The organism is Solwaraspora sp. WMMA2056 (genome assembly GCF_030345095.1).
In the GTDB taxonomy this organism is placed as follows: Bacteria; Actinomycetota; Actinomycetes; order Mycobacteriales; family Micromonosporaceae; genus Micromonospora_E.
The window spans coordinates 1,419,515-1,434,600 of record NZ_CP128360.1 but is presented as its reverse complement, the minus strand read 5'-3'; the positions used below and the strand labels follow the sequence as shown (position 1 = coordinate 1,434,600).

General features: G+C 72.4%; 18 protein-coding genes. 7 read left to right on the top strand and 11 right to left on the bottom strand.

The genetic code is table 11. From position 1 onward, the window contains the following. Window positions 1-39: 39 nt before the first annotated feature. Complete coding sequence (locus O7608_RS06655; RefSeq protein WP_289209131.1) at window positions 40-696, bottom strand: NADPH-dependent F420 reductase; 657 nt, start codon at window positions 694-696, stop codon at window positions 40-42. Continuing rightward, on the bottom strand, window positions 693-1,379 hold the full coding sequence (locus O7608_RS06650; protein WP_289209130.1) for an SDR family NAD(P)-dependent oxidoreductase: 687 nt from the start codon (window positions 1,377-1,379) through the stop codon (window positions 693-695). Before O7608_RS06650 ends, O7608_RS06655 begins: the two co-directional genes overlap by 4 nt. Window positions 1,380-1,512: 133 nt before the next feature. Between O7608_RS06650 and O7608_RS06645 the strand changes: the two genes are divergently transcribed. Next, window positions 1,513-2,127, top strand: a complete 615-nt coding sequence (locus O7608_RS06645) for a TetR/AcrR family transcriptional regulator (protein ID WP_289209129.1) — start codon at window positions 1,513-1,515, stop codon at window positions 2,125-2,127. A gap of 30 nt (window positions 2,128-2,157) precedes the next feature. On the opposite strand, the gene O7608_RS06640 is transcribed toward O7608_RS06645, so the two are convergent. The 5 genes from O7608_RS06640 to O7608_RS06620 all read right to left on the bottom strand — a co-directional run bounded on the left by O7608_RS06640 (window position 2,158) and on the right by O7608_RS06620 (window position 5,550). Further along, window positions 2,158-3,000: a glutaminyl-peptide cyclotransferase gene (locus tag O7608_RS06640; protein WP_289209128.1), complete on the bottom strand. Its 843-nt coding sequence runs from the start codon at window positions 2,998-3,000 to the stop codon at window positions 2,158-2,160. A gap of 101 nt (window positions 3,001-3,101) precedes the next feature. After that, complete coding sequence (locus O7608_RS06635; RefSeq protein ID WP_289210807.1) at window positions 3,102-4,070, bottom strand: NAD(P)-dependent alcohol dehydrogenase; 969 nt, start codon at window positions 4,068-4,070, stop codon at window positions 3,102-3,104. Between the two features lie 44 nt (window positions 4,071-4,114). Next, window positions 4,115-4,408: a hypothetical protein gene (locus tag O7608_RS06630; protein WP_289209127.1), complete on the bottom strand. Its 294-nt coding sequence runs from the start codon at window positions 4,406-4,408 to the stop codon at window positions 4,115-4,117. Beyond that, window positions 4,408-4,761, bottom strand: coding sequence for an ArsR/SmtB family transcription factor (locus O7608_RS06625; protein WP_289209126.1), 354 nt, complete (start codon window positions 4,759-4,761; stop codon window positions 4,408-4,410). Before O7608_RS06625 ends, O7608_RS06630 begins: the two co-directional genes overlap by 1 nt. A 51-nt stretch (window positions 4,762-4,812) precedes the next feature. After that, on the bottom strand, window positions 4,813-5,550 hold the full coding sequence (locus O7608_RS06620) for a TetR/AcrR family transcriptional regulator C-terminal domain-containing protein (protein WP_289209125.1): 738 nt from the start codon (window positions 5,548-5,550) through the stop codon (window positions 4,813-4,815). Window positions 5,551-5,683: 133 nt separating this feature from the next. Here O7608_RS06620 and O7608_RS06615 point away from each other — a divergent pair, with 133 nt between their 5' ends. The 3 genes from O7608_RS06615 to O7608_RS06605 all read left to right on the top strand — a co-directional run bounded on the left by O7608_RS06615 (window position 5,684) and on the right by O7608_RS06605 (window position 8,115). Beyond that, on the top strand, window positions 5,684-6,628 hold the full coding sequence (locus O7608_RS06615; RefSeq protein ID WP_289209124.1) for an ATP-binding cassette domain-containing protein: 945 nt from the start codon (window positions 5,684-5,686) through the stop codon (window positions 6,626-6,628). Next, window positions 6,621-7,367, top strand: a complete 747-nt coding sequence (locus tag O7608_RS06610) for an ABC transporter permease (protein WP_289209123.1) — start codon at window positions 6,621-6,623, stop codon at window positions 7,365-7,367. The genes O7608_RS06615 and O7608_RS06610 overlap by 8 nt, the downstream gene beginning before the upstream one ends. 322 nt (window positions 7,368-7,689) lie before the next feature. Continuing rightward, window positions 7,690-8,115 carry an NUDIX domain-containing protein gene (locus O7608_RS06605; RefSeq protein WP_289210806.1) on the top strand — a complete coding sequence of 142 codons (426 nt, stop codon included), beginning with the start codon at window positions 7,690-7,692 and terminating at the stop codon, window positions 8,113-8,115. A gap of 1 nt (window position 8,116) precedes the next feature. Here the strand turns inward: O7608_RS06605 and O7608_RS06600 are convergent, their stop codons facing one another. Both O7608_RS06600 and O7608_RS06595 read right to left on the bottom strand, forming a co-directional pair. Continuing rightward, window positions 8,117-9,700 (bottom strand): MDR family MFS transporter, encoded by a 1,584-nt coding sequence (locus tag O7608_RS06600; protein ID WP_289209122.1) that lies wholly within the window; start codon window positions 9,698-9,700, stop codon window positions 8,117-8,119. Beyond that, on the bottom strand, window positions 9,697-10,209 hold the full coding sequence (locus O7608_RS06595; protein WP_289209121.1) for a MarR family winged helix-turn-helix transcriptional regulator: 513 nt from the start codon (window positions 10,207-10,209) through the stop codon (window positions 9,697-9,699). Before O7608_RS06595 ends, O7608_RS06600 begins: the two co-directional genes overlap by 4 nt. A 164-nt stretch (window positions 10,210-10,373) precedes the next feature. Between O7608_RS06595 and rfaE2 the strand changes: the two genes are divergently transcribed. Genes rfaE2 through O7608_RS06580 form a run of 3 tightly spaced genes read left to right on the top strand, consistent with a single transcriptional unit; the run spans window position 10,374 to window position 13,218 of the window. Beyond that, entirely contained in the window at window positions 10,374-11,897 is a 1,524-nt protein-coding gene (rfaE2, locus tag O7608_RS06590; protein WP_289209120.1) for a D-glycero-beta-D-manno-heptose 1-phosphate adenylyltransferase, read from the top strand. Continuing rightward, complete coding sequence (locus tag O7608_RS06585; protein WP_289209119.1) at window positions 11,894-12,811, top strand: glycosyltransferase family A protein; 918 nt, start codon at window positions 11,894-11,896, stop codon at window positions 12,809-12,811. Before rfaE2 ends, O7608_RS06585 begins: the two co-directional genes overlap by 4 nt. Next, window positions 12,808-13,218 (top strand): DUF2267 domain-containing protein, encoded by a 411-nt coding sequence (locus O7608_RS06580; protein ID WP_289209118.1) that lies wholly within the window; start codon window positions 12,808-12,810, stop codon window positions 13,216-13,218. The genes O7608_RS06585 and O7608_RS06580 overlap by 4 nt, the downstream gene beginning before the upstream one ends. Here O7608_RS06580 and O7608_RS06575 read toward each other — a convergent pair. Beyond that, window positions 13,147-14,370, bottom strand: a complete 1,224-nt coding sequence (locus O7608_RS06575) for a glycosyltransferase family 9 protein (protein WP_289209117.1) — start codon at window positions 14,368-14,370, stop codon at window positions 13,147-13,149. The genes O7608_RS06580 and O7608_RS06575 overlap by 72 nt on opposite strands. Then, entirely contained in the window at window positions 14,367-15,002 is a 636-nt protein-coding gene (locus tag O7608_RS06570) for an Hsp20/alpha crystallin family protein (protein ID WP_289209116.1), read from the bottom strand. The genes O7608_RS06575 and O7608_RS06570 overlap by 4 nt, the downstream gene beginning before the upstream one ends. Window positions 15,003-15,086 lie beyond the last annotated feature (84 nt).

Sequence of the window (15,086 nt, the reverse complement as noted above, 5' to 3'; positions counted from 1 at the left end):
AGCATGGTCGAACCGCAGGTCAACCCACGGGTACGCAGGTCAGCCGGGGATCACACGCCGCGCGTTCCGCAGGTTGACGATCAACTCGTCCCGGTTCTGCTGCGCGTGCCGGAGCCAGGCGGGTTGGCCCGGACCACTGCGCCACGACTCGGCCAGCGGGCTGTTGTCGACGGTGTCGAACCCGAACTGGTCGTACAGCCGGGTCACCAGCGCCACGGCCTCCGGGAAATCGCTCGACACCGACAGCGCCAGCCGGTCGGGGGCGCCCGACGGCCGGCCGGCGGCGAGCAGCCGGGGAGCCTGGATGTGGGTGAACGCCTTGGCGACCTTGGACGTCGGGAGCTGTTCCTGACGGAGTTCGTGGACCGTCTTCTCGCCGGAGTCGAGGACCGGAATGTTGCCGTCGCGCCAGACCATGTAGTTGTTGGTGTCCAGCACGATCTTGCCCGCGAGTTCCTCGACCGGCATGTCGTTGACGACCTTGAGCGGCACCGCCACGACGGCGAAGTCGCCGGCGGCTGCGGCCTGCGCGGCGGACGCCGCCCGCGCCATCGGGCCGAGTTCGGCGACGAGGCCCGCCAGCGTCGCGGGCCCCCGGGAGTTGGCGATGACGACCCGGTAGCCGACCGACACCGCCGCCCGCGCGATCTGGCTGCCGACCTCCCCGGCACCGATGATCCCGATCGTTCTCGTCACCAGCTCAACGGACCGGACTCGTCGTGGAAGGTCCCGGTGGGACCGTCGGCGTCGAGGGTGGCCCAGTGCACGATGACCCGGGCGCTGTCCGCCGCCGGCCGTCCGCCGGGCATGGCGGCCGTCATGTCGGTGGCGGTGAAGCCGGGTTCGACCGCGTTGAACCTGATGCCCGGCTCGGCCTTGGCGTACTGAACGGTGAGCATGGTGGCCGCCGCCTTGGACGCCGCGTACAGCGCCGCCGGGATACCGAACTCCGGACGCTGCGGATTGGTCACCGCCCAGAAGGAACCCATGCTGCTCGACACCGTGACCACCGTGGCGTTCTCAGACTTGCGCAGCAGCGGCAGCGCCGCCTCGGTGACGCGGTAGATTCCGACCACGTTGGTGTCGAACACCCGCAGGGCCGCCGGCCCGTCGGCGGCGTCGAGTCCGAGGACGCCCGCGTTGTTCACCAGAATGTCGAGGCGGCCCTCGGCCGTGGCGACCACCGCCAGGGCTTCGCGGACCGATGCGTCGTCGGTGACGTCGAGCTGGACGAACCGCGCGCCGAGCGTCGCGGCGGCCTGCTGGCCCCGCTCGGCGTCGCGGGCACCGATGTAGACGGTGTGGCCCAACGCGAGAAGCTGCCGGGCGGTCTCGAAGCCCAGACCCTTGTTGGCGCCGGTGACCAGTGCGACTGACATGCGTCTCCTCCCAGTGGCGGCGGGGCCGGTGCCCCCACTTTTGTACCGATCGGTTGGGAGGAACCGTAGCATATTCTGTACCGATCGGTTGGTGAGCCCGGTCACGATCTGTACCGAGCGGTAGGGTGGGGCCATGGGCACTGGGACGCACCCCGCCGGCCGACCGCGCGCCTTCGACGAGGAAGCCGTCCTCGACCGGGCCACGGAGGCGTTCTGGCGGTACGGCTACGAAGGCGCCTCGCTGAGCACCCTCACCGCCGCGATGGGCATCAACCGGCCGAGCCTGTACGCCGCGTTCGGCAGCAAGGAGCAGCTGTTCCAGCGCACCCTCGCCCGCTACCAGGAAGCTCAGCTGGCCACCGTGCGCACCGCGCTCGACCAGCCCACCGCGTACGCCGCGATAGAAGCGTTCCTGCGCGCCAGCGCCGACGGCCTCACCGCCGACAGCCACCCGGCCGGCTGTTTCTCCGTCCAGGGTGGCCTGAGCTGCTCGCCGGAGAACACCCGGATCACCGAGATGCTGGCCGCCGGCCGGGCCGCCACCGAAGCCGCCGTCGCGGAGCGGCTGTCCCGCGCGGCCGAGGACGGCGACCTGCCCGAGGGTGTGGATGCCCGGGCGTTGGCCCGGTTCGTGATGGCGCTCAGCGAGGGCCACGCCGTGCAGGCGGCGGCCGGTGCCAGCCGCGAGCAACTGCAGGCGTCCGTCGACATCGCGCTGCGCGCCGTCGCCGGGCCACCAGCACGCTGACCGGCGGCTCCACCGAGAAGCCCAGGTGCGTCAACCGGCGACGAACCGGACCCGCAGCAGCGTCGGCCAGTACTTGCCGGTGATGAGGAACTCGTCGGAGTCGGGCACGGCGGCGATGCCGTTGAGCACGTCCGCACCGGCCCGCTCGGCGTCACTGAGCAGACCGGCGGCATCCACCTGCCCGGTCACCGCGCCGGAGCCCGGATCGATCCGGACGATCTCGTCGGTCTGCCAGACGTTCGCCCAGACCACGCCGTCGACGCACTCCAGCTCGTTGATCTGCGTCAACGGCGTACCGGCCCGGGTCACCGACACCGACCCGGTCTCGGCGAAGCTCGCCGGATCCCGGAAGGTCAGCTTGTCGGTGCCGTCGCTCATGATCAGCCGGTCGGCGGCGGTGTCGTGGCAGATACCCCACCCCTCACCGGCGTAGTCGACCCGACGCCGCTCGGCCAGGGTCACCGGATCCCGCTCGTAGGCGACCCCCTCCCGCCAGGTGATCTGCCAGACCCGCGAGCCTGCCACCGTGATGCCCTCACCGAAGTCACCCACCGGCAGGTCGACCGACCGACGTACCTCACCGGTGTCGAGGTCGACGACCCGCAGCTCGGACTCGCCGTACTGGCCGGTGCCCTCGTAGAGGTCGCCGTCGTGCAGCTCCAGCCCCTGGGTGAAGGCCGCCGGGTCGTGCGGATACCGCTCCAGCACCTCGACCCGCAGGGGCTCCACGGACTCCGACACCGACTCCGGGGCCGCGTCGCGGACGGCCGGTGCCGCCGCCGGATCGGACGTCGCCGCGCATCCGGCGACCAGCAGCCCGGCGACCAGCAGCGCGGGGAGCACCGCCAGCGGGACCATCCGACGTGACCGCACGCCACCACCTCCAGCTCGGCCGACGACCCACCTGCCGGGTGTCGTCGTCGACCAGTCTCCCGCATCGTCGGCGGTGGCTGCCGACGTCGACGCGCCGCGAGTCACATCTCGATGACGTACTTCGAGCGGGGATGCTCGGTGGCGAAGACCCGCATCGCCTCGGCGGCGTCAGCCAGGGGAAACGTCCGCTCCACCGGCGGCACGATCCGGTGGGCCTCGATCAGCTCGGTGACCTCACGCAGCGACCGCTGGTCCGCCATCGCCAGGTAGCCCGCCAGACGCTGGCCGACGAACGGCGACCAGGCAACGGCGCGCGCCAGCCGGGGCAGCGGACCGAGCCACCGCCCGCCCGCCCCGCTGCACAGGATCAATGTCCCGCGCGGGGTCAACGCCCGACGACAGTCTGCCAACCGGTGCCGGCCGGCCACGTCGAGGATCAGGTCCCACTGCCGGCCGGAGCGGGTGAAGTCCTGCCGGGTGTAGTCGATCACGTCGGATGCGCCGAGCCCGCGCACCAGCTCCACGTTGCGGGTCCGGCAGACGCCTGTCACCTCGGCGCCGAGCGCCGTCGCCAACAGTACGGCGAACGTGCCCACACCGCCGGAGGCACCGTTGACCAGCACCCGTTGACCGGGCTGGAGCCGGCCGTGCCGGTGCAACCCCTGCCAGGCGGTGACCCCGGCCAACGGCACCGTCGCCGCCTGCGTGACCGTGAGGTGGGCCGGCCGGTGCCAGGCCCGACCGGCGGGTACGGCGGCGTACTCGGCGAAGCTGCCGGTCTCGATCTCGGCGTACACGGCGTCACCGGGGCGGAAATCGGTCACCGCCGCGCCGACCGCGACCACCTCCCCGGCGACGTCGCGACCACGGACCGCCGACTTCGGGCGGGTCAGGCCCAGAGCCAGTCGACCGATGTACGGCTCACCGGTCATCAGCCGCAGGTCGGCATCATTGATCGAGGCGGCCCGGACCCGTACCAGCAGCTCGGAGTCGGTGATCGACGGACGCGGCAGCTGTCGCACGGACAGCACCTCGGCGGACCCGTAGCGGTCCTGGGTGAGAGCCCGCATCGTGGCGGCAAGCTGGTCCGTGCCCTCGGTGCTGCTCCCGGTGCTCATTCGACGGTCCGCAGGATCTGCTCGATGGTGTTGGTCCGGGAGCGCAGCTCGGCCAGGTCGGCGGCCACCCGCTGCTGGGCGTCGAGGGAGTTCGCGGCGAGCTGCTCGTAGCGCTGGACGAGTTGGCGCATCGTCTCCTCCTGTCCGGCCAGGACCCGGGTCTTGCGGAACTCGTGCAGGGTGGCCATGACCGCGATGATCAGCACGACCCCGAGGGCGAGCACCCCGAGGACGAGAATGGTGCCCGGCCAGGTGGTGGGTTCGGCGGCCTGCGCCGCGTGGACGTACATCAGGATTTCTCCTTGCGCGCGGGACCCGGTGCGGACGGGTCCGGTTCGGTGAGGGTCGCCGCGGCTGCGGCCAGGGTCGTCGGCGTCAACCGCAGGTCGACGTCGACGACCTCGTAGTACTTCATCGCCTTGCCGTCGGCGGAGAGCTCGAGGCTGCCGACGATCAGGCCGGCGGCCTCCAGCCGCTGCAGGTGCATGTGCAGCAGCGGCCGGCTGATGCCGATCTCCCGGGAGAGATGGCTGACGTAGTCACGGCCGGCGGCGAGCCGACCGATGATCCGCAGCCGTAGCGGGTGGGCCAGCGCCGCCAGCTTCTCGACCAGGTCGTCGCCGGAGGGCGCTGCCGATGTCATCGCTCTCCTTCACGTGTCAGAACATTCTTACACGTGAAAGAGTAGCAGACCTCAGCTGGTACGGGAGTGGATCAGCACCTCGATGCCGTCCAGGACGCGGTCGAGGGCGAACCGCAGTTCGTCGTGTTCGCCGCCCGGCCCGTCGAAGACCCCGCTCGCGACGACCTCGCTCATCGCCGGGAACCGACGCTCGTCGATCAGGCGGGACAACCGGCCGCCATAGTCGACCATGTTGCCGGCGGCGGGGCCCCGGGAGACCTCGGCCAGCTGCAACGCCAGGATCATCTCGCCCCGCACCAGGTTGGCGACCAGCAGGACCACGGCGAGTTTCTCTCCCGGCTCCAGGCCGGTGCCGGCGAGCCGCTGGAGCGCGTTGTCCGCCCAGGCCACCGCGTTCGGCGTGATCGGCGGGCCACTCACCGGGACCTGCACGGTCCACGGATCCCGCTGGTAGATCTCCACGACCGCCCAGGCCCAGCGGTCCAGGCCGGACCGCCAGTCCTCGTCCGGCGCGATCGGCGGCGGATCACCGTAGACGGCGTCCACCATCAGGTCGACCAACTCGTGCTTTGCCGACACGTAGCGGTAGAGCGACATCGTGGCCGCGCCGAGCTCCTTGGCGACCCGGCTCATCGACACCGCGCCGATGCCCTCGGCACGCGCCACCGCGACCCCGGCGGCCACCACCCGGGCCAACGTCAACGCCGGTCGGGGCCCCTTCTGCGCACGGTCCCGCAGACCCCAGGCGACCTCGATGCTCGCCGGCAGGCCGGTCGGAGTGTCCGTCATCAGTCCGCCACCTTCCACAGGTACCCACAGGTTTTCCACACCTTTGTCCACAGGACACGTCCGGTTGACTGCGTATAACGCACGCATTAGCGTATGCCATACGCAGAACCTCTCCGGACCTCGGGAGCATGACATGGCCGACGACATGGCGGTGCGCACGACCGCCCTCACCAAGGCGTACGGCAGACAGCCGGTGCTGACCGGCGTCGACCTCGCCGTACCCGCCGGCAGCATCTACGCCCTGCTCGGGCCGAACGGTGCCGGCAAGACCACGACCGTACGGATCCTGGCCACCCTGCTGCGCCCGGACGGCGGCCAGGCCCGGGTGGCCGGCCACGACGTGGTCCGGCAACGTCGGGCGGTACGGCGGACCATCAGCCTCACCGGGCAGCACGCCGCCATCGACACCCTGCAGACCGGTGTCGAGAACCTGCGGATGCTGGGCCGCCTCGCCGGGCTGTCCCGCACCGACGCCCGCCACCGGGCCGCCGCACTCATCGACCGGTTCGACCTGGTCGACGCCGGCAACCGCCGGGTCGGCACCTACTCCGGCGGGATGCTGCGCCGGCTCGACCTCGCCGCCGGACTCGTCGGGTCACCGTCGGTGATATTCCTCGACGAGCCGACCACCGGCCTCGACCCGCGCAGCCGCGCCGACCTGTGGCGGGTGATCGGCGAACTCGCCACCGCCGGCGCCACCGTACTGCTCACCACCCAGTACCTGGAGGAGGCCGACCAGCTCGCCGACCGGATCGGCGTCCTGGACGGCGGCCGGATCGTCGCCGAGGGCACCTCGGACGAGCTGAAGCGGCGGGTCGGCGGCCAGCGGCTCGACCTGACCGCCGCCGACCGGGCCGCGTTCGGGCAACTCGTCCTGCGGGCCGGCGACCGGGCCGGGCCGGTGGACCCGGACCGGCTGCTGGTCAGCGTGCCGACCGATGGCAGCGCCGGACACGTCCGGGCGCTGCTCGACGACCTCGACCCCGGCCGCGACGTCGTCGCCCGCTTCGCCGTACACGCCGCCAGCCTCGACGACGTCTTCCTCACCCTCACCGGAAGCGAGCCCGCCCATGTCTGACGTCGCCGTGATGTCCCGGCGCAGTCTGCGGATCAGCCTGCGCAACGTCGACGGGCTGATCACCGCCCTGATGCTGCCGGTCATGCTGATGCTGCTGTTCGTCTACCTGTTCGGCGGCGCGATCCAGACCGGCACCCGGTACGTCACCTACGTCGTGCCGGGCGTGATCCTGCTCTGCGCCGCGTACGGCGCGTCGATGACCGCCGTGGCGGTGGCCAGCGACATGGCCGAAGGGGTCATCGACCGGTTCCGGTCGATGGACGTGGCCGGCGCGGCGATCCTCGCCGGCCACGTCACCGCCAGCAGCGCCCGCAACCTCGCCTCCGCCGGCCTGGTGCTCGCCGTGGCCTACCTGATCGGTTTCCGGCCGAGCGCCGGACCGGTGCAGTGGGTCGCCGCCGGCGGCGTACTGCTCGCCTTCATCGTCGCCCTCTCCTGGCTGTCCGCGGCCGTCGGGCTGCTCGCCAGGTCCGCCGAGGCAGCCAGCGGCTTCACCTTCTTCGTGCTGTTCCTGCCCTACCCGAGCAGCGCCTTCGTCCCGATCGACACCATGCCGAGCTGGCTGCACGGCTTCGCCGAACACCAACCCGCCACCCCGGTCATCGAAACCCTGCGTGGGCTGCTGCTGGACCAGCCGGTCGGGGACAGCGTGGGGCCGGCGCTGGCCTGGTGCGCGGGGATCGCCGCCGCGTCGATGCTCGCCGCCGGCTGGCTGTTCCGGTCCCGTACCGGCCACTGAAGCGGGCCGCGCGGCCGACGGACCGCCCGGTGACGTCAGGGCTGTGACGTCAGGGGCTGTGACGTCACGGACGGTCACCGTCCGGCAGACAGGTACGCGTTCAGCGGATATTCCTGTGAGGAATAATTATTCCTCACAGGAATACTGGTCTACGGCAGTACGTGTCCGCCAGGTTCCGGTCCACCGCAGTACGTGTCCGCCAGGTTCGGCCGCGCGACGGCAGAGGTGGGCCCGCGCCGCCTAAGGTGAACCGGTGACGAGTATCTCCTGGACCGAGTCGTACCTCGGTCAGCTGCGGGCGTTGGCCGGCGACCGTACGTTGATGTTCGTCGGCGCCCGCTGCGTGGTCCGCGACGCCCACGACCGGGTCCTGCTGATCCAGCGCTCCGACAACGGGCTGTGGGCGCTGCCGGCCGGTGCGATGGAGCTCGGTGAGTCGATCGCCGGCTGCGCCGCCCGCGAGGTCTTCGAGGAGACCGGGCTGCGGGCAGCCGGCGTGACCCCGTTCGCCATGCACACCGGCGTCGACTACACCTTCACCAACATGTTCGGCGACACGTACCAGCTCTTCGTGACCTGCTTCCGGGTCGACGGTTTCAGCGGCGAGCTGTTGACCAGCACCGACGAGACCACCGACGCCGGCTTCTTCGACCCCGACGCGCTGCCGACGCCGCTGGCCGGCACCGTCGGCGAGACCCTGACCGACCTGGCCGCCTTCGAACACTCCGGCCAGCTCGTCCTCAAGTAGGTCAGCCGGCCAGGTCGGCGGGGGTCGTCGACTCCTCCAGCTCGCCGCGCAGCTCCCGGTCCGGCAGCACCAGGGTGATCAGCACCGCGACCAGCCCGACCAGCCCGGTCACCAGGAACACGGTGTGCAGCGACTCGACGAAGGCGTACTGGATGGCCTCCCGGACCGGGTCGGGCAGCGCCAGGATCGCCGACGGCTGGTCGATCGAGATCTCGGTGCCGCCGGCAGCGGCCACCGACGCCGCCTGCTCCGGCGGCAGCTGGGCGACCGCGCCCGGCATCCGGTCGGCCAGCTCCCCGGTCAACCGGGCGTTGAGCACCGCGCCCAGGATCGCCACGCCGAACGAGCCGCCCAACGACCGGAAGAAGGTCACCGCCGAGGTACCGGCCCCCAGGTCCCGCAGCGGGATCGCGTTCTGTACGGCGAGCACCAGCGACTGCATCGACAGTCCCAGCCCGACACCGATGATCACCATCATCAGGAACGCCAGCCACAGTGAGGTGTCCACCTCCAACCGGGTGAACAGCAGTCCGCCGAGGACCAGCGAGACCGAGCCGGCCACCGGGAACCACTTGTACCGCCCGTACCGGGTCATCGCCCGGCCCGCGACCACCGAGGTGACGATGATGCCCGCCATCATCGGCAGCATCAGCAGACCGCTGGCGGTCGGCGAGGCGCCCTTGACGATCTGCAGGTACAGCGGGATGAAGATGATCGAGCCGAACATCACCAGGCCGAGCACGAAGCCGGCGGCGGTGGCCAGCGCGACGGTCCGTTCCCGGAACAGCCCCAGCGGCAGGATCGGCTCGGCGACCCGGGACTCCTGCATCAGGAACAGGACGGCGAGCACGGCACCGGCGACGAACAGCCCGATGATCAGCGGGGAGCTCCACGGGTACTCGCCGCCGCCCCAGCTCAACGCCAGCAGGATCGAGCTGACCCCGGCGACGAGCAGGGTCGCGCCGAGCCAGTCGATCGCGTGGTCGCGCCGCTTGAACGGGATCAGCCGCATCACGTACCAGCAGATCACCATCGCGACGATCGCCAACGGCACGTTGATGTAGAAGATCCACCGCCAGTTGGTCTCGGCGAAGTAGCCGCCGACCAGTGGGCCGGCCACCGACGACAGGCCGAACACCGCACCGAACAGCCCCTGGTAGCGGCCCCGCTCACGGGGCGAGACCACGTCGGAGATGATGGTGAACGCCAGCGTCATCAGGCCGCCGGCGCCGATGCCCTGGATACCCCGGGTGACGATCAGCTGGGTCATGTCCTGGGACATGCCGGCCAGCAGCGAGCCCAGCAGGAACGTGCCGATGGAGAACAGGAACACCGGGCGGCGGCCGAGCAGGTCGGCGGTCTTGCCGTACAGCGGGGTGGAGGCCGTCGACGCCAGCAGGTACGCGGTCACCACCCACGAGTAGTGGTTGATGCCGCCGAGTTCGCCGACGATCGTCGGCAACGCCACGCCGACGATGGTCTGGTCCAGCGCGGCCAGCAGCATGCCGGTCATCAGGCTGCCCATCAGCAGCATGATCTGCCGGTTGTTGAGGGCGGGCGCGACCCGGTCCTCGGTGGTTGTCACGGCTTCTCCTCTTCCACCCGCGGACACCGGTCCGCCGGATCGGTCCCCCCGTAGCGGGCGTTGATCGTCTCGTTCAGCCGGGTGAGCAGGTGTTTGAACTCGCTCATCTCGTCCGGGGTCCAGTCGGCCAGCAACTCGCGCATCGCGTTCACCCAGACGGCCCGGTTGCGGGTGAAGACCTCCTGGCCGAGCGCCGTCGGGGCGATCACGCTGGCCCGCCGGTCGGTCGGATCGGGGGTACGGGTGGCCAGGCCGGCGGCCTCCAGGGCGGCCACCTGGCGGCTGACCGTGGACAGGTCCAACGCCATGTCCTCGGCGAGCACGCTGAGTCGCGCCGGCCGGTCCCCGGCGACCCGCACCAGCAGGGTGTACGCCGCCCGCTCCAACGGCGGGTCGAAGCGCAACCGTTGGTAGAACATGTGCACCGCGCGGTGGAAGACGCCGAACTGCTTGCCCAGGGCGATCAGTTCGGCGTCGGATCCGCTCAGTGGGTCGGCCTGCGTCGCCACCTGCACCCCATCCGATAGTTGCTTGCTACAAGCATTCTGTCACGTCGGCAGCGGATGGCGAGCCGATTTCCTGTGATCCCGGACAACACCGCAACTTCCCGCACCCGGACCGGCCCGCCGTCGACGACAGGTTTGGCCGGCACCGACCGGGGCACCCGCAGCGCATGGGGCCCTCGTCCACCGACCCACGGCACCTGGCCGGCATCGTCGACCGCTGGGCCGGCCGGCCCGTCCTCGTCGTCGGCGACGCGATGCTCGACGAATGGCGCTTCGCCACCTCCACCCGGCTGTGCCGGGAGGCACCCGCCCCGGTACTCACCCTCGACCACCGGCAGATCGCCGCCGGCGGCGCCGCCAACACCGCCGTCAACCTGGCCGCCCTCGGCGCCCGGCCGCTGCTGGTCGCCCCGATCGGCGTCGACCCGATCGGCGACCAGGTGGCCCGCTGCCTGCACCAGGCCGGCGTCCAGGACCGGATGGTCGCCCAGCCGGGAGCCCGTACCCCGGTGAAACGCCGGCTGATCGCCGCCGACCAGATCCTGCTGCGCGAGGACGAAGGCGACCTGGGCGGTACGCGGCCCGCCGCCGCCACCGAACGGCTGCTCGCCGCGATCGCCGCCAGCACCGAGCAGATCCGCCTCGGCCCCGCCGCCGGCCCGGCCGGACCCGACCGCCCCGACCTGGTCATCTGCGACTACGGACTCGGCGGCCTGGCGGAGCCGGTCCGGCGCTGGCTGATCGACAACCGGCACCGGTACGGCACCGTCGCCCTCGACGCCCACGACCTGCGCCAGTGGGCCGGACTGCGGCCCACCGTGATCACCCCCAGCATCGCCGAGGCAGCCCTGGCCATCGGGTACGCCGTACCGGATCACCGCCGCGCCGACGCGGCCCGGTCGCTGCTGGCCCGGCTGCGGGCCGCCACCGGCGCCGAGGTGGTCGCGGTGACCCTGGACGTCGACGGCGCGGTCGTCGACGACGGCCACGGCGCGGCGCACCACAGCCCGACCACGCCGGTCCCGGCCAGCCGGGCCGTCGGCGCCGGCGACGCCTACCTGGCCACCCTCACCCTCGCCGTCAGCGTCGGTGCCGCCGGCCCGGCCGCCGCCGAACTGGCCCAGCGCGCCGCCGCGCTCACCGTCCGCGACACCGGCACCTGCGTCTGCCACCGGGAAACCCTGCTCGCCACCCTCACCGACGCCGGCACCGCCCCGGCCGACCTCGTCGACCAGGTCCGCACCGCCCGCGCCGCCGGCGCCCGGATCGTCTTCACCAACGGCTGCTTCGACGTCCTGCACCGCGGCCACGTCACCTACCTGGCCGAGGCCGCCGCCCTCGGTCACCTGCTGATCGTCGCCGTCAACTCCGACGACAGCGTCCGCCGGCTGAAGGGGCCCGACCGGCCGGTCAACCCGGTCGAGGACCGGGTCGCCGTCCTGACCTCGCTGACCTGCGTCGACCACGTCGTGACCTTCGAGGAGGACTCGCCGGCGGCACTGATCGAACGGATCCGGCCCGACGTGTACGTCAAGGGCGGCGACTACCCGCCGGAGATGGTGCCCGAAGCGCCGCTGGTCCGCCGGCTCGGCGGCGAGGTGCACATCCTCGGCTACGTCGCCGACCGCTCCACCTCGGCGATCATCGACAAGATCCGGGCCGAGAACGTCGACGTACGGGGCGGCGCATGAACCGGCCGCTGTCCCCCGGCGACCCGGCCGAGTTCCGCCGCAACCGGCTGCTCGACGTACTGATCCCGACCCGCAACCGACCCGCCGAGCTCGCCACCACGCTCGCCGGGCTGGCCGCCCAGGAGCTGCCGGCGGAGTTCGGCGTCGTGGTCAGCGACCAGTCCGACGATGGGCCGGCGTGGGCGCAACCCGCCCCCGCGAGCATGGTCCGGGCGCTGCGGCACACCGGTCACCCGGTGCTGCTCACCCGCCGGCTGCCCCGACGCGGGCTGGCCGAACACCGGGCGTACCTGCTCAGCCTCTCCACCGCCCGGCTGACGCTGCTGCTCGACGACGACGTCTGGCTGGCCCCCGGCACCGTGGACCGGCTGGTCACCGCGCTGCGCGAGCTGCGCTGCGGCTTCGTCGGCAACGCCGTACACGGATTGTCGTACCTGGACGACGTACGGCCGCAGGACCACGACGCCTACGTCGAGTGGGACGGCCGGCCGGAGCCGGAACGGATCCTGCCCGGCACCCCGCAGTGGCAGCGGGCCCGGCTGCACTCCGCCGCCAACCTGCTGCACGTCACCGAACGGCTGCGGCTGCGCGCCGACGAGTGGCGGGCGTACCGGATCTCCTGGATCGGCGGCTGCGTGCTGTTCGACCGGGCCAAGCTGGTCGCCGCCGGCGGCTTCGACTTCTGGCGGCAGATGCCCCCCGACCACCAGGGCGAGGACGTCGCCGCCCAGCTCGCGGTGCTGCGCCGCTACGGCGGCGCCGGCATCGTGCCCAGCGGCGCCTACCACCTCGAATCGCCGACGACCGTCACCGAACGGCGGGTCGAGTGCTGGCAACTGCTGCTCGACGACGCCGGCGACGCCGGCGAGGCCGACGAGCGGCAGCAGCGACGACACCAGGAGGTACAGCGATGACGGTACGGCTGGTCCGGCCGACCACCACGATCTGGCAGTGGGACGTGGCGGTGCTGCGTACCCTCGTCGAGACCCTGCCCGCCGGTGAGGCCGCGCTGCTGGTCGACGCCTTGCCGCCGCTGCTGGCGGTCGCCGCCCGGCCCGACGCCCACGCCGGCCCTGACGACCGGGGCGACCCGGGCAGCGACCCGAGCGACCAGGGCGAGTTGGTCCGCCGGGTCCGGCGACGCACCGCGACCTACGACCTCGACGACGACGCGGTACGCGAGGAGATCCGCGCCGCGCTGGGCCGCGTCGCCGGCCACTGCCCGGCCGGGCTGCTCTACCGGGTGCAGCTACCGCTGCCCGACGACGTCCGTGCCCTGTTCCCGCAGCCGGTCCGGGTGCACGCCGTCGGCACCGGTTAACTCGGCGACCGCCTCCAGCACCTCGGCCACCGGCACGTCGACGACGAACGACTCCTGATGCCCGCAGCTCGGCCCGCCGCCCCGGGCCGGGAAACCGACCCGGCTGACGTCCTGCCCGCACACCGGACAGTGGATCGTGAACGCGGCCAGCGGCCGGTGTCGGCCACGCAGCGGCGGGGCGCCGTTGAGCAGGTTGCCGATCCAGTAGATGCCGACCGTCGGGGTGCCGACGGCCGCCGCCAGGTGCAGCGGGCCGGTGTCGTTGGCGACCAGGACGGCGCTGCCGGCGAGCAGCCCGGCCAGCCCGCCCAGGCTCAGCGCGTCGACCACCGTACGCACGGGTCGGGTCGCCGCCGCCGCGACCTGCTCGACCACCGCCCGCTCCGGCCCGGTACCGGTCACCAGCACCTCGAACCCCCGGTCGACGCAGATGTCGGCGACCGCCGCGAACCGCTCGGCCGGCCAGCGCCGCCGGGGGTCGCTCGCCCCCGGGTGCAGCACCACCCGGGGCCGCCGGGCCGGCCCGAGAACCTCGCCGGCCTCTTCCCGGTCGGTCTCGGTCACCGGCACCCGGGGCAGCATCGTCACCGGCGCGGCCCCGAGCAGCCCCGCCACCTCCAGGTAGCGGAACACCTCCGGCTGGTAGTAGACGTAGCGGATCCAGCGGTCCAACGGCGGGGCGTCGACCGCCCGCAACCCGGCCGTCAGCCGCGCGCCCAACGCCGTGACCAGCGGGTTGCTGTTGCGTCCGCCGCCGTGCAGCTGCACCGCCAGGTCGAACCGCTCGCGGCGGGCCCGCTGCACGAACTGCGCCATCGTCGTCGGCTCGTCGTCGGTCGTGGCGGCCCGGATCCCGTCGGCGGCGGGCACCACCAGCACCCGGTCGACCGGGCCGGGCCGGTCGGCCACCGCTCGGGCGTCCAGCCACCGGGCGTGCCACGGGGCACCGAGCAGCACCAGCTCCGCCTGCGGGTACGCCGCCCGCAACGCGGTCAACGCCGGTACGGCGAAAATGAAGTCACCGAGCGCGTTGGCCCGCAGTACGGCGATCCGCCGCACGTCGGGCACCAGCCCGGGATGCTCCAGTAGCAGCGGCGCTGCGGACGGACCGGGCGGCACGGCGTGCGGACCGGGCGGCACGGCGTCGGTCATCGGGCGGTGCTGGCCTGCTGGCGCTGCATGGACGCCTCGCCGACGTGCGGATGATGCATCTCCCGGTCGGCGGCCGGGTCGACCTCGTCGGCGGCGATCGCGTCGGCTTCAGCGGCGCCGATCGCGTCGGCGTCGGTGGCGATCCGCACCTGCTTCGCGCCGCCACTGGCCCGGGCGGCGGCCGAGCCGGCGGTCGGCTGCTGGTACTGCGGTCGACCGACGGTGATCGACCGGCGCCCGCCCGGCTCGGCCCGGGGCATCGTGACGGTCAGCAGGCCGTGGTCCATCACCGCGTCCATCCGTCGGACGTCGACCCCGCTGGGCAGGCGCAGGCGGTACTCGAAGCCGCGCTCGGTCGAACCGGTGTCCGGCATCCCGTTGTCGATGTTGACTTCCTGCTCCGATCGCGCCCGCACACACAGGTCGGCGCCGTCGACCTCGACGGCGACCTCCTCCGGGGCGACGCCGGCCAGTCGGGCGACCACCCGCCAGCCGTCGTGGGTGTCCTGCAGTTCCATCTCGGGCGGGCCCGCGTCACCGCCGAGGGCGCGGTTCAGCTCCGACCAGAGCGACTGCAGATTGCCGATCGGATCCCAGCCACGGTCCTGCATCTGGTCGCGGGGTTGACTCATCCGGCACCTCCCGTACGGCCCGCCCCGGGCGGGAGGGTGGACCCGCCCGGTCGCGGGGGCAGCATCCCCGGCGCGTACCCACGG

Coding starts and splice junctions, on each gene's coding strand:
- O7608_RS06645 (WP_289209129.1), top strand. CDS start 1,513: ATGGGCACTGGGACGCACCCCGCCGGCCGACCGCGCGCCTTCGACGAG.
- rfaE2 (WP_289209120.1), top strand. CDS start 10,374: ATGGGGCCCTCGTCCACCGACCCACGGCACCTGGCCGGCATCGTCGAC.
- O7608_RS06570 (WP_289209116.1), bottom strand. CDS start 15,002: ATGAGTCAACCCCGCGACCAGATGCAGGACCGTGGCTGGGATCCGATC.
- O7608_RS06630 (WP_289209127.1), bottom strand. CDS start 4,408: ATGTACGTCCACGCGGCGCAGGCCGCCGAACCCACCACCTGGCCGGGC.
- O7608_RS06605 (WP_289210806.1), top strand. CDS start 7,690: ATGTTCGTCGGCGCCCGCTGCGTGGTCCGCGACGCCCACGACCGGGTC.
- O7608_RS06610 (WP_289209123.1), top strand. CDS start 6,621: ATGTCTGACGTCGCCGTGATGTCCCGGCGCAGTCTGCGGATCAGCCTG.
- O7608_RS06585 (WP_289209119.1), top strand. CDS start 11,894: ATGAACCGGCCGCTGTCCCCCGGCGACCCGGCCGAGTTCCGCCGCAAC.
- O7608_RS06635 (WP_289210807.1), bottom strand. CDS start 4,070: ATGCGGGCTCTCACCCAGGACCGCTACGGGTCCGCCGAGGTGCTGTCC.
- O7608_RS06580 (WP_289209118.1), top strand. CDS start 12,808: ATGACGGTACGGCTGGTCCGGCCGACCACCACGATCTGGCAGTGGGAC.
- O7608_RS06615 (WP_289209124.1), top strand. CDS start 5,684: ATGGCCGACGACATGGCGGTGCGCACGACCGCCCTCACCAAGGCGTAC.
- O7608_RS06650 (WP_289209130.1), bottom strand. CDS start 1,379: ATGTCAGTCGCACTGGTCACCGGCGCCAACAAGGGTCTGGGCTTCGAG.
- O7608_RS06620 (WP_289209125.1), bottom strand. CDS start 5,550: ATGACGGACACTCCGACCGGCCTGCCGGCGAGCATCGAGGTCGCCTGG.
- O7608_RS06625 (WP_289209126.1), bottom strand. CDS start 4,761: ATGACATCGGCAGCGCCCTCCGGCGACGACCTGGTCGAGAAGCTGGCG.
- O7608_RS06575 (WP_289209117.1), bottom strand. CDS start 14,370: ATGACCGACGCCGTGCCGCCCGGTCCGCACGCCGTGCCGCCCGGTCCG.